At 61.5% G+C, this 13,208-nt stretch carries 10 protein-coding genes; 7 read left to right on the top strand and 3 right to left on the bottom strand.

Features of this window, described 5'->3' with window-relative positions; translation table 11 throughout:
* The first annotated feature begins 30 nt into the window (after positions 1 to 30).
* Positions 31 to 1,050, top strand: a complete 1,020-nt coding sequence (locus tag BUB04_RS07715) for a hydroxymethylglutaryl-CoA lyase-like TIM-barrel protein (protein WP_073038420.1) — start codon at positions 31 to 33, stop codon at positions 1,048 to 1,050.
* A 362-nt stretch (positions 1,051 to 1,412) separates the two neighbouring features.
* Entirely contained in the window at positions 1,413 to 2,369 is a 957-nt protein-coding gene (locus BUB04_RS07720) for a hypothetical protein (RefSeq protein WP_143156403.1), read from the top strand.
* Positions 2,370 to 2,384: 15 nt separating this feature from the next.
* Here the strand turns inward: BUB04_RS07720 and BUB04_RS07725 are convergent, their stop codons facing one another.
* Both BUB04_RS07725 and BUB04_RS07730 read right to left on the bottom strand, forming a co-directional pair.
* Positions 2,385 to 2,990, bottom strand: a complete 606-nt coding sequence (locus tag BUB04_RS07725; RefSeq protein ID WP_073038422.1) for a hypothetical protein — start codon at positions 2,988 to 2,990, stop codon at positions 2,385 to 2,387.
* Positions 2,991 to 3,533: 543 nt separating this feature from the next.
* On the bottom strand, positions 3,534 to 4,298 hold the full coding sequence (locus tag BUB04_RS07730; RefSeq protein ID WP_073038423.1) for a TIGR04211 family SH3 domain-containing protein: 765 nt from the start codon (positions 4,296 to 4,298) through the stop codon (positions 3,534 to 3,536).
* A gap of 203 nt (positions 4,299 to 4,501) precedes the next feature.
* Between BUB04_RS07730 and dnaK the strand changes: the two genes are divergently transcribed.
* From dnaK to clpB, 4 genes are all read left to right on the top strand, one after another.
* Positions 4,502 to 6,403: a molecular chaperone DnaK gene (gene dnaK, locus BUB04_RS07735; RefSeq protein WP_073038424.1), complete on the top strand. Its 1,902-nt coding sequence runs from the start codon at positions 4,502 to 4,504 to the stop codon at positions 6,401 to 6,403.
* Between the two features lie 139 nt (positions 6,404 to 6,542).
* A complete protein-coding gene (locus tag BUB04_RS07740) occupies positions 6,543 to 7,514 on the top strand; it encodes a DnaJ C-terminal domain-containing protein (protein WP_073038425.1) in 972 nt (323 codons plus the stop codon).
* A 137-nt stretch (positions 7,515 to 7,651) separates the two neighbouring features.
* Positions 7,652 to 7,984: a chaperone modulator CbpM gene (locus BUB04_RS07745; protein WP_218588396.1), complete on the top strand. Its 333-nt coding sequence runs from the start codon at positions 7,652 to 7,654 to the stop codon at positions 7,982 to 7,984.
* 46 nt (positions 7,985 to 8,030) lie between these two features.
* Positions 8,031 to 10,661 (top strand): ATP-dependent chaperone ClpB, encoded by a 2,631-nt coding sequence (gene clpB, locus BUB04_RS07750; protein WP_073038426.1) that lies wholly within the window; start codon positions 8,031 to 8,033, stop codon positions 10,659 to 10,661.
* A 638-nt stretch (positions 10,662 to 11,299) separates the two neighbouring features.
* On the opposite strand, the gene BUB04_RS07755 is transcribed toward clpB, so the two are convergent.
* A complete protein-coding gene (locus BUB04_RS07755; protein ID WP_073038427.1) occupies positions 11,300 to 12,532 on the bottom strand; it encodes a methyl-accepting chemotaxis protein in 1,233 nt (410 codons plus the stop codon).
* A 371-nt stretch (positions 12,533 to 12,903) separates the two neighbouring features.
* Here BUB04_RS07755 and BUB04_RS07760 point away from each other — a divergent pair, with 371 nt between their 5' ends.
* Complete coding sequence (locus BUB04_RS07760) at positions 12,904 to 13,134, top strand: DF family (seleno)protein (protein ID WP_073038428.1); 231 nt, start codon at positions 12,904 to 12,906, stop codon at positions 13,132 to 13,134.
* Positions 13,135 to 13,208 lie beyond the last annotated feature (74 nt).

Here is a 13,208-nt window from a genome sequence, read left to right on the forward strand (position 1 = left end):
ACCAACCCCAACACTTAAGGAGGACATCCCATGGCAGGACTCAACTATCCCAAGAAGGTTGTGCTGGGCGACATCACGGTTCGAGACGGCTTCCAGCATGAGGAGAAGTTCATTCCCACGGACGCCAAACTTTGGATTGCCGAACAATTGGTGCTGGCCGGTTTCAAACGTGTGGAGCTGACCAACTTCGGCAATCCAAAAGGCATGCCCCAGTTCAAGGACGCCGACGAGCTGCTGAAAAAGTTCCGTTCGAGCAAAAAGATCGCCCATCTGATCAAGGACGTGGAAGTAACCGCCATCACCATTCGGGAAGCGGCTGTGGAAAGGGCCATTCAGGCCCGCAAGGAAGGCTACGGGCCCGACCGGATCCTCTTCATGGTTTCCACCAGCGAAGCCCACCACAAGAAGAATTCGGGAACCACCCTGGCCGAATACTGGAAGATGTGCGAGGAGTACATTCCCAAGGCCCACGACGTGGGCATGAAGGTATGCGGCACGGTGAGCACCATCTGGGGATGCCCCATTGCGGGTCCCACGGAGCTCAAGACGGCTCTGGAATTCACCCAGCGGTGGCTGGACATCGGGGCCGACGACATTGAGCACGCCGACCACGACGGATCGGCTGCCCCCAACCGGGTTTACGACTACTTTTCCATGATCCTGGACAAGATTCCGGACACCTCCAAACACATCGCCCACTTCCATACGACCCGCGGGTGGGGATTGGCCAACGTGCTGGCGGCGCTCCATGCAGGCATCACCCACTACGAAGGCACCATGGGCGGGATCGGTGGACAGCCGGCCAACTTCGTGGACGGGGTTCCCGTGGCCGGGACCGGTTCCTACTACTACGTGGATCCGTCCATCGTGGGGCTGGTCAGCATGGAAGACATGGTGGTCATGATGGACGAGATGGGGATCGACACGGGTGTGGATGTGGACAAGGTTCTGGAGATCGGCCGCTGGGTGGAAAAGATCGTGGGCCGTAGGCTCCGGTCGGAGTGCGTGCGCACCGGCCGCATCCCCAAGTTCATGACCGGACGCGGGTGATCCGTAAACCGTGAATCGTGAACCGTAATTCGTGATCCGTGATCCGTCCCTCCCCCCCTTTGCTGAAGGGGCGGGGGGGTGGCTCTCAGTGCCGGGTTCCCCTGCGAGCGGTGGGGGGCGGTTTGAGACCGCTCCCGCCGCTCGTCCTTTTCAGGTTTCCCCCTATCCCTTTGTGCAGAAGTCCCTTGACATCCCATCCCTCCCGTGATCCCTCCACCCCTAACCCCTAACCCCTAACCCCTAACCCCTAACCCCTAACTCCTAACCCCTAACGCCACTTGCTGTCCCGCCCGAGCCCATTATATAGTGCGATGATCGAAGAATGGGCGAACGACGTGGTGGGTTCAGAAAAGGGGTGCCCCATGGAATACGGGATCCGACGTTATGAATCGTCGCAGCGTTTGTGGTGGTTCGTCTTTCTTCTGCTGGCCTTGGCGGGAGGAATCCCGGCCCGTGGAGTCATCCGGACGTGGGTCGAGGGGGCGGGGCCGTCCGGGGCGGCCATCACGGCCGAAAGTGTGCGGCAGGCGGGATTCTGGTTCCAGCTTCCATGGGTGGAAAAGGGATTAGCTGGACCGGTTCTTCTCTTCCTTTTCGGGGTCCTTTTGTCGTGCCTCGTTCTTCGATTCCTTTGGCTGGCTTCTCAGACCACCGGAGCCTTTGTGGTGGCCCGGTCCCTCAAGAAGCATCTGGGGGCCCTCCCCGGGCGGCCCAAACCCGACGGCGACTGGCTCCTGGAAAGCCCCGAACGCATCCTTCCGGTGGAACAGCTGGTTCGCACGGCCCACCGGCTTCCCTTTTCCCTTTTTTCTCTGGCGCATAAGAGGCTTCGGCTGCTCCTGTCCGGAGCGCAGGGGCTTCCGTCTTCCGAGGAAATGATGCACCGGGAACAGCGTCTGGAAGGCGTGGACTGGCACCTCACGGGGGCGTCCTGGGAACCGTTTCGCTGGATCGCACGCTTTCTTCCCTTGGTGGGCTTGGCCCAGTCCGGCTGGATCTTCTTTCTCCAACTCCAGCCGGTGATCCAGGGAACGGGGGAGATGGGGGACGTGGTGGTGGTGGGGGCCACCAGCCTGCTGGCATTTGTGCAGGCCGTGGCGGCGGCCCTCGTTTTTGCGGTGGGTGCCGGCCTGGTCACGCGCCTGGAAAGCTTTCTGCTCACCCGCCTGGACGGCCTCTTCTACGACCAGCTCCTGGCTCGGCTCCCGCTGCACAATGCGGATACCCTGCTCATTCTGAAAACCCTCAGGAGCCAGTTTGAGGATCTTCAACGGGGGCTGCAGCGCATCGAACAGGCCCTTAAGTCGCCTTCGCGTTAGGTCCCCATTGTCGCACTATTGAAGGATATCCGGCGTCGAATCCTCGATGGGGATGATGCCCGCTTCCCGCAGGAGCCTTCGGTCTCGGGGGCTTCGCGTTCTGAGCCAGCGCTCGTAGATGCGCAGAATGTCCCCGGAACGCCGGGTTCCGCCCGCTTCGCTGATTTCGGCGAACATGTCCACCACCTGCAGGAAATGTTCGCTCAGCTCGTCGAAAACGCCCCCAAAGCCCCAGTCCACGATGCGGCCGGCAAGGAGCGATTCCAGGTTCTTGTAGGCGGTGCTGCCGATGGCGGCGTAATAGTCGATGTCCACCAGGCTCCGCTGGAAGCTGTCGGAAAAAAAACCCGAAAGAAAGAGGGTCGTGTCGCCGATCTGGCGCAGGATGCGGGCGCGCTTTTCACTGCTCGCGCCGTAGCTTTCCAGCAAGGCCTGTCCGAAGGTCTTTTCCCGTTCTCCCCATTCGGGTTCCAGAAGAACCCGCGCCTGGGTGTAGCGGGAAAGGAGATCCACCAGGTAGAACCGGGCCAGTTCGGAAATGTGCACGTCCATCTCTTGGGCCGTCTTTTCCACGGCGTCCTTGAAGTACTCCAGCAAGCTTCGCGTTTCCAGCCGTGTCATGTGAGGGACCTCCTGCTTCGCTCCACTCGTTCCACCTACCGCCAACCCGAGGCGGAAGCACCTCCAATCATCTCATCGGATCGCAGCTTCTCTGGGTTGAGGTCTTTCTTAAGGACCGCCGCATGGGTCCAACGAAAACCATCCTGCCGGCGCATGCCGACACGGGAGGAGGCGGACCTCCGTTCCGTTAAGATCGGGTTCGAAAATGGGGTGACGGTTCAACGGCTTTTTCAGGACTTCTCATTGCCGGGTTTGAAAGATGAACGTTCCTTTTTATTATGCCAATCTTCAGAGGTCCCTTCAAGAGGGCCCCAGGGAGGGGGAGGACCCGGGGGGTTCTTCAGCCTTGGCTCCCATCCCATTTCCTCACGCCAAGTCGCCAAGGCCCCAAGGTGTGGTGCAATCCGTCCCAAAGGCTGGTCTTGGAATGACGTTCACATCTTCCGACATCATGGGGGAGTTATTTGTGTAGGGGCGGTTCGCGAATCGCCCCTATGAGGATAAAATCATCGGGGTCAGGAACCTTGGTTTTCACACCGCGACCTACCCGAAGTAAGTGGAGCGCCTCTTCTTTTTGGCTCGGCCCATCATGAGCCCGATGACCCAGCCGCACAAGAGAACCAGGGCGCCGGTTGCAAACCATTTGATGTTGTGGGAAAAACGGAGGGTTTCATTTTCGTCGGCCAGTTTCTTCACCATGGCTTGGCTTTCAGCCAGGGCCTGCTGCACCTTTTCGTGTTCTTCCTTGAGCTTCAGATAGTTCGTTGATCCTTCCTTGAGTGCGGCGTATTCCTTCTGGAGCGCCTCCAGTTCCTGGGCGGTCTTTTCCAGCAGTTCCGTCAGCTCCTTTTCACGGGACTGCAACCGGTTCCATTCGGATTCGCTTCCGGCCAGGCTCGACTTGAGCGAGCTGTTTTCCTCCTGGAGCCTTTTGGCCTGTTTTTCCCAAGGAAGACGGTCCATGAGAAAGCGGCTGAGAACCCAGCCGGTCTTGCCGGCCACGGGACCGTCCTGCACCCGCACCTCGCTCCATCCTTCCCGGGTTTGGAGTACCTGGACGGCCTGTCCCGATTCCAGCATGGCCAAGATTTTGTGGGACGTGCTGGGGCCGCTTCGCAGCGTGATCTGGAAGGAATCGGTCACATAGGCTCCCGCCGCCTGCCGGGGGCAGAGAAGGGCCGCCGTCAGGCAGACCAGAAAGATTGCCAACACTTCGGCCCGATTTCGCCTCAACGTCTTTCCTCTCCAGACCTTCCAAATGGCCATCGTCCCCACCGTCGACTCCCGAAACTTTCCGACCGTAGACATCCGAGGTTCTCCCTATCTTGGCTCGGATTATAGGTGTCGGGCCTTTTGTGGGCAAGGAAAAGGAAGGAGGAGTATCTTTGGGTCCCCAAAAGGATACAAAAATGTTGCAAAGGGGGCTGGCGCGGTCGCAAAAGGTGATTAACTTGTGGCTGAACCCAACACAATGAAATCGTTCAAATAAAAGTGATATGGAGGTGGGAGTTATGGCAAAGGCGGTCGGAATCGATTTGGGAACCACCAACTCGGTGGTGGCGGTTTATGAAAACGGCAAGGCGACCGTGATTCCCAACGCGGAAGGATCCCGCACCACCCCCTCGGTGGTGGCCTACATGGAAGACGGCCAGAGGCTGGTGGGCCAGGTGGCCAGGCGTCAGGCCATCTTGAATCCGCAGGCCACGGTGGCGTCGGCCAAGCGCTTCATCGGGCGCCGCTGGGACGAGGTGGAGGAGGAGTCCAAGATCGTCTCCTACAAGGTGGTGAAGGGCCCCAACGACGCGGTTCGCTTCGACATTCGCGGAAAGCTCATCGCCCCGGAGGAAGTGTCGGCCCAGGTGCTTCGCAAGCTGGTGGACGATGCGTCCAAGTATCTGGGCGAAAAAGTGACCGAGGCCGTGATCACGGTGCCGGCCTACTTCAACGACGCCCAGCGCCAGGCCACCAAGCAGGCGGGCGAGATCGCGGGCCTCAAGGTGCTCCGCATCATCAACGAGCCCACGGCGGCGGCTTTGGCCTACGGACTGGAAAAGAAGAAGAACGAAACCATCCTGGTCTTCGACCTGGGCGGCGGAACCTTCGACGTGTCCATCCTGGACGTGGGCGACGGGGTATGCGAAGTGCGCGCCACGGCGGGCGACACCCACCTGGGTGGCGACGACTTCGACAAGCGGATCGTGGATTGGCTTGCCGAGGAATTCAAAAAGGACACGGGGATCGATCTGAGGAAAGACCGCCAGGCCCTGCAGCGGCTCTACGAAGCGGCGGAAAAAGCCAAGTGCGAGCTTTCCAGCACCACGGAGACGGAGATCAACCTGCCGTTCATCACGGCGGACGCCACGGGTCCCAAGCACCTGGTCATGAAGATCACCCGGGCCAAGTTCGAAGCCCTGACCCAGGATCTGGTGGAGCGGTGTATGGGGCCGGTGAAGCAGGCCCTGGCGGACGCCAAGCTCACGGCGGACGACATCGACGAGGTCATCCTGGTGGGCGGCTCCACGCGCATCCCGGCCGTGCAGGAGCTGGTGAAGAAACTCACCGGCGGCAAGCAGCCCAACATGAGCGTGAACCCCGATGAGGTGGTGGCGGTGGGTGCCGCCATCCAGGCCGGCATCATCAAAGGCGAGGTGGACGATGTGCTGCTCCTGGACGTGACGCCTCTTTCCCTGGGCGTGGAAACCCTGGGCGGCGTCATGACCAAGCTCATCGAAAGGAACACCACCATCCCGTGCCGTCGGGAGGAGATCTTCTCCACCGCCGAAGACAACCAGACGGCCGTGGACATCGTGGTGCTCCAGGGTGAGCGGGAAATGGCCAAGGACAACCGGGTTCTCGGTCGCTTCCGGCTGGAAGGCATCCGCCCGGCGCCTCGAGGCGTACCGCAGATCAAGGTGACCTTCGACATCGACGCCAACGGCATCCTGAATGTCACGGCCCGCGACGAAGAAACGGGCAAGGAGCAGAAGGTGACCATTTCCGATTCCACCAACCTGGACAAATCCGAGGTGGAACGCATGGTCCGGGACGCCCAGGAACATGCCGAAGAAGACAAGCGGCGGCGTGAAACAGTGGATGCCCGCAACCAGGTGGATTCCTTGGCGTACCAACTGGAGCGCACCCTGAAGGATCTGGGAGACAAGGTGCCGCTCCACGAAAAGGCCCGCTGCGAGCAGCTGATCGAGGATGCCCGGAAGGCCGTGGCGGACGAAAGTGCCACCAAGGAGCGCTACCAGCAGCTGGCCAGCGACCTGCAGCAGGCCCTGCATGGAGTGGCGGCGGCCGCCTATCAGCAGCAGGCCGGAGCCGCGGCGGGCGCCGAGGCGGGCCGGGCCGCGTCCGGATCGGCCGGCGGCGGTGACGATGTGATCGACGCCGAGTATACTGAAAAATAGAGGTGCTCCCGGCTTCGGGGCCGTCCTTCCATCCGCGGGGCGCACCGAACGTGCGCCCCGTCCTGTGAGAAGGCTTGGGGGTATCCGCGGCGGATGGCGGATTTCGGATCCCGGATGACGACATCAGAGGTGGACGCGAATGGCGGTAAAATTCAAGGATTACTATGACATCCTGGGGGTTTCGCGCAACGCGACCCAGGACGAAATCCAGCGGGCCTATCGAAAACTGGCCCGAAAGTACCATCCGGACGTGAACAAGGAACCGGGCGCCGAAGAGAAGTTCAAGGAGATCAACGAAGCCTACGAGGTGCTCAAGGACCCGGAAAAGCGCTCCAAGTACGACCAACTGGGCTCCCATTGGCGAGCTGGCCAAGATTTCCGGCCGCCTCCGGGGTGGGACGTGCATTTCGATTTCGGCGGCGGGCCGGGGCAGTCGGAGTTTTTCTGGTCCGGGAGAGGGGATTTCAGCGACTTTTTCGAAATGCTCTTCGGCCGGTCCGGTTTCGGCCGGTCGCGCAGCGCGGCGGGCACCCAGACCGGCGGCGTGTGGCGTCAGCCTGGGGCGGACCGGGAGGCCGTTCTTCGCATCTCCCTGGAAGATGCCTATCACGGCGCCGTAAAGACCCTCACGCTTCCGCCTGAGGCCCCCGGCATCGCCGGTGTGGGACGCCCCGGGAAGACCCTGGAAGTGAAAATCCCCAAAGGGATCCTCCCTGGACAGAAGATCCGCCTGGCTGGGCAAGGCCAGGAAGGCATGGGGGGAGGCCGTCCGGGGGATCTCTATCTCAAGGTGGAGCTGGAGCCGCATCCGGTCTATCGCTTGGAGGGGCGGGACCTCTACATGGATCTTCCCATCACCCCGTGGGAAGCGGCCCTGGGTGCGGAAGTGCCGGTGAAGACCCTTTCTGGAACCTATTCCCTCAAGGTTCCGGCGGGCAGCCAGTCGGGCCAGAAGCTTCGGCTTCGCGGCAAGGGCATGCCCAACCCCAAGGGGGCGCCCGGGGATCTCTACGCGGTGCTGAAGATCGTGGTCCCCAAGAAGCTCAGCAAGGAAGAAAAGGATCTCTTTCGGAGGCTCGGGGAGGTGTCCCGGTTCAATCCGCGCGGATAAGGGGCCGGCCCGGGAAAGGGTTGCTAGGAAACGTCGCCTCGTTCCGTTCGTGTACGGGGACGGTAGGGGCCAATGGCCATTCGCCCCTGGGGCGGTGTTGATTGGGAAGGGGCGGAAGGAGGGATCAGGAGGTTGTCATGCAGAGGACCCGTTTCTATATGGTTCGGATGGCGGAATACCCGAGACAGACGGACGTTCTGAGTCTTACGGAACTGGCCAGCGCCTCGGGGGTGCATCCGGACCTCCTTCGCCGGTTTGTGCACCTGGGGCTTTTGGACCCCATCGACGATACGGGGTTGGAAGATCTCTTTTTCGAAGCGTCCGCGGTCTACGTGGTTCGAAAGATCCTGAGACTCCGCCGGGACCTGGGAATCAACTACGCGGGAATCGGCGTGGTACTGGAGCTCATGAACCGAGTGGAACAGCTGGAAGCCCGCGTCCGGCAGCTGGAACGCCAACTCTGGGGCTGATTCCACGGTTGCCGAAGAATATGTTTGAAAAGAGGAGGAAACCGTTATGGATCTCAATAAATTCACCATCAAATCGCAGGAAGCCTTGCAGGCGGCCCAGACCAAGGCCGTGAAATACGGGCATGTGGAAGTGGACGGCGAACATCTGCTTTTGGCCCTGCTGGAACAATCCGATGGGCTGGTCCCTCGGATCCTGAAACGCATGGATGTTTCCGTGGATGCCGTGACGGAGGCGGTGGTCCGGGAACTGGAAAGAAAGCCGCGGGTGAGCGGACCGGGGGCCGAACCGGGCAAGGTCTACATCACCCAGCGGCTCAACAAGCTTCTCGTGAAGGCTCAGGAAGAGGCCGGCCGTCTCAAGGACGAGTACGTCTCCGTGGAGCATCTTTTGATCGCCTTCGTGGAGGAAGGTTCCGCCACGCCGGCGGGAAGGATCCTTCAGGAACACGGCGTCACGAGGGACGGCGTCCTGAAGGCGCTCACCGCCGTGCGCGGCCACCAGCGGGTCACGTCCGCGTCACCGGAATCCACCTACGAGGCGTTGCAGAAGTACGGCCGGGATCTGGTGCAGGAGGCTCGAAGCGGCAAGCTGGATCCCGTGATCGGCCGGGACAGTGAAATCCGCCGGGTCATCCGGATCCTCAGCCGGAAGACCAAGAACAACCCGGTGCTCATCGGCGAACCCGGAGTGGGAAAGACCGCCATCGTGGAAGGCCTGGCTCACCGGATCGTGCGGGGGGATGTGCCCGAGGGGCTCAAGGACAAGACCATCTTCGCCCTGGACATGGGAGCGCTGGTGGCGGGAGCCAAGTACCGGGGTGAATTCGAAGAACGCCTGAAGGCGGTCTTGCAGGAGATCAAGGAATCGGAAGGCCGGATCCTGCTCTTCATCGACGAGCTCCACAATATCGTGGGAGCCGGCAAGGCGGAAGGGGCCATGGACGCCGGCAACATGCTCAAACCCATGCTGGCCCGCGGGGAACTCCACTGCATCGGGGCCACCACGCTGGATGAGTACCGAAAGTACATCGAAAAGGATGCGGCCTTGGAGCGCCGCTTCCAGCCGGTTCTGGTGGATCAGCCGTCGGTGGAGGACACCATCTCCATCCTTCGGGGCCTGAAGGAGCGCTTCGAGGTGCACCACGGGGTGAAGATCCAGGACAGCGCCCTGGTGGCGGCGGCCGTACTTTCCAACCGTTACATCACCGACCGGTTCCTGCCGGACAAGGCCATCGACCTGGTGGACGAAGCGTGTGCCATGATCCGGACCGAGATCGACTCCATGCCGGCGGAGTTGGACGAGGTGACCCGCCGGGTGATGCAGCTGGAGATCGAGGAGGCGGCCCTCAAGAAGGAGCGGGACAAGGCCAGCCAGGAACGGCTGGAAAACCTGAGGAAGGAACTGGCGGACCTGCGCGCCAAGGCGGACGCCATGCGGGCCCAGTGGGAGGCGGAAAAGGAAGCCATCAAGAAGGTGCAGGCCCTGCGCGAAGAGATCGAAAAGGTGCGTCACGAAATCGAGATCGCCGAGCGCCAGTACGATCTGAACCGGGCCGCGGAACTGAAACACGGACGCCTGCCGGAACTGGAACGACAGCTTCGTGAGGAAGAAGAACGGCTCAGCGCCGAGCAGGGCGGCAACCGCCTGCTTCGGGAGGAAGTGACCGAAGAGGAGATTGCGGAGATCGTCTCCCGCTGGACCGGCATTCCCGTCACCCGCCTGGTGGAGGGAGAGCGGGAAAAGCTCCTCAAGCTGGATGAAGTGCTGCATCAGCGCGTGGTGGGCCAGGACGAGGCGGTGCGGCTGGTGGCCGATGCGGTCATCCGGGCGCGTTCCGGGATCAAAGACCCGCGCCGGCCCATCGGGTCCTTCATCTTCCTGGGTCCCACCGGCGTGGGCAAGACGGAGCTGGCCAAGACGCTGGCCGAGGCCCTTTTCGATTCGGAAGACAACATGGTCCGGATCGACATGAGTGAATACATGGAAAAGCACACCGTTTCCCGCCTTATCGGTGCACCTCCGGGATACGTGGGCTACGAGGAAGGGGGACAGCTCACCGAGGCCGTCCGCCGAAAGCCCTACAGCGTGATCCTTTTCGACGAGATCGAAAAGGCGCACCACGATGTGTTCAACGTGCTGCTCCAGATCCTGGACGACGGGCGCCTCACCGACGCCCAAGGGCGGACCGTGGACTTCAAGAACACGGTCATCATCATGACGAGCAACATCGGGTCCCATTTCCTGCTGGAAGGGGTGACGGACCGAGGCGAGATCAAGGAGAGCGCCAGGGAACAGGTCATGGCGGAGTTGCGGCGCCATTTCCGTCCGGAATTCCTGAACCGGGTGGACGATATCGTGCTCTTCAAGCCTCTCACCCTGGAGGAAGTGAAGCAGATCGTGGTGCTGCTCACCCGCGATCTGGAACGGCGCCTCAAGGATCGTCGCATCTCGCTGGAAATCACCGATGCGGCCCGCGAGTTCATCGCCCGCACCGGCTACGATCCGGTCTACGGAGCCCGTCCGCTCAAACGGTTCCTGCAGCGGGAACTGGAAACCCGGATCGGGCGCGCCCTCATCGCCGGCGACATCCTGGAAGGGGCGGTCATCCGCGTGGATCTGGAGGACGGGCAGCTGGTGGTGACCCACACCAACCCGGAGGATCGCGAAGCGGCGTAGTAGGGGCGAATCATCATTCGCCCCTACATTCGCCTGTTGCGGAATGGCCCGGCTCAACTCCACATTGGACGAGTCCCTCTCAGGGTGCGGCCCTCAAGGGCAGGCGCAAAGCCCGCCCCCACAAATGGGCGTTGACCCGCAGGGTAGGGGCGGGGTTTATCCCCGCCCGCTCATCGTGCGTCTACCATGATTCCGATGAAAGGACCGCTGGGAGCCTGCCCGAGAACGGGTTTCCTTCATCAATCGACAACGGATCCGACTTCTTTCGTAGCCGCGGGGCTTCAGCCCCGCGGAAAGGGGACCATCCTAACCCCATGAAGTGGCAGGCAATACCCGATGATCCCTCCGATGCCCGGGGATTCCTCCGCAGCCCTGAAGGGCTGCGCTACAAGAAAACCGGTGATCCCCAGCGTTTTCGGACAATCTACGAGCCTGTCATAGAACGATTGATTTGCGCTGTTCAATGCCCATTCGTCATCCCCGCGGAAGCGGGGATCCACAATTTCGCGTAAGTTATGGACTCCCGCTTGCGCGGGAGTGACGGTTGGGGGATCCGCCTTGAGAAGCGTCCCCAGGCGGAAGGCAGACCGGAGGAAGTTCCGTCACCGATACGGGATGGCGGGCCTTACCCCCGCATTTCAAAACCCCCTGCCCGCATCGGTTGTGAGGCGGCGCGTTGGTGCGCTGGGGGCAATGATCATCCCGTCCGGCTTTTCCCGAGTCTTGGATCCATCTTCATCCCAGGTTGGCTCCCGTTTTGCCGAAGGACCCTCCAGCGCTTCCGGCGGGTGGCCGTTGCCGTTCAGTCCGTTCCGGTTGGCGAGTCCGAAGAGCGTGATCAGGCGCTGGACGGTATCTCGCATCATTCCCGCCAAATGGTACGCTTCCCGGGCCGCCTGAGCCAAGGAGTCGGCCTTCAGGGCCGCCTGCTGGGTCACCTGGTCGATCTCCGAGACCGCCGCATTGATCTGAGACACGCCTTCCGTCTGTTCGCGACCGGCTTCCATGACCTCCTGCATGAGATGACGAATCTTTTCCACGATACCCAGGCTGTTGGTGAAGCCTTCCTGGGACCGGCGGGTGAGCTCATCTCCCATCTTCACGGAATGCTGGGTGTCCGAAATGAGCTGCCCCGTCATGCGGGCCGCTTCGGACGCCTTCATGGCCAGATTGCGCACTTCGTCGGCCACCACGGCGAATCCGGCGCCGGCCTCTCCCGCCCGGGCTGCCTCCACGGCGGCGTTCAGGGCCAGCAGGTTGGTCTGAAAAGCGATCTCTTCGATGGTCTTGACGATCTCCACCGTCTTTTGAGTGGACTCCTTGATGGAGCCCATGGCTCCGGCCAGGGCTTCCATGCTGGAAGACGCCTCGGTGAAGATGCGGTTGGCGTCTCGGAGCATGGCCTGGCCCTGGGCGACGCGGTCCGTGTTCTGCCGCGTCATGGAGGAAATCTCTTCCAGGGACGCCGCGGATTGCTCCAGACCGGCCGCCTGCCTGGCGGCCCCTTCCGCCATCTCCCGGCTGGCCTCGTGGACCTGGTGAGCCGATTGGATCAGGCGGTGCCCTCCGTCGGTGAGCCTCTCCGTCAGCTCCGCCAGGGGTTTGGAGAGTTTTTGGGCTACCAGTAAGCAGTTGAAGAATCCAAGGATCACGTTCGCCACAAAAACAAGGGCAAGAAAACGAACGTCGGAAAAGCCTCGGGTCCCGATGAGATAGCAGGTGACCATGCAGGCGAGAAGCATGGGGGTGAAGGGGATGAGAAGCCGGGTGGGCCGCACCTTCCCGTAGAGCCAGTAGAAGATGGCGGCGTTGGTGTAGACCATGACCAGCGAGAAGACGATCACCAGAGCGCACTGGAGCAACAGATGCATGGACCCCTCCTTGTCTGCCGCGTGCAAGCGGATTAAAAGGAAAGAACGACGAAATGCTTCAAATAGGCTGTATCGGCATCCAAAGGATTTTGCTTGAGCAATTTATTCGCCCTGAATTGGACGGTTCTTTCTAATGGACAGCTCCTGAAGGGCGGGCGTAAAGCCCGCCCCTACAAAAAGCCCCGGACCCATTGGGTAGGGGCGGGGTTTATCCCCGCCCGCTAATCACGCGGTGTAAGAGACACCCGAAGAAAAAATCGCTCAGATTAGGTCGCGATAGGTTCCCGTCCTCTAGAGAGAACCCCCAATGAACGCGAATAAACGCCAATCCTCGTCACGAACGTCTTGTAGACTCCGGAGGAGATGAATCCATGGAAATCACCCTGCTCTTCGCACCGGGCTGCGCCGCTCAAGAGCCCACACAAGCCCTGGTGCGGTCCGTACTGGAACGTCTGCGGATTCCGGCGGATGTGCGAGTGGTTATGGTGGAGGATACCCAGCAGGCCCAGTCCCTGAGCTTCCCGGGGTCTCCCACCGTCCGGGTGAATGGGAGCGACATCGAGCCCGAAGGGGAACACGCTTTCCAGTACGGGCTGGGATGACGCACCTACCGCATGGAGGACGGTCGGTTCTCCAAGGTGCCCCCGGAACAGCTCCTGATCGCCGCCCTGAAACG

The organism is Desulfacinum infernum DSM 9756 (assembly GCF_900129305.1).
GTDB lineage: Bacteria > Desulfobacterota > Syntrophobacteria > Syntrophobacterales > DSM-9756 > Desulfacinum > Desulfacinum infernum.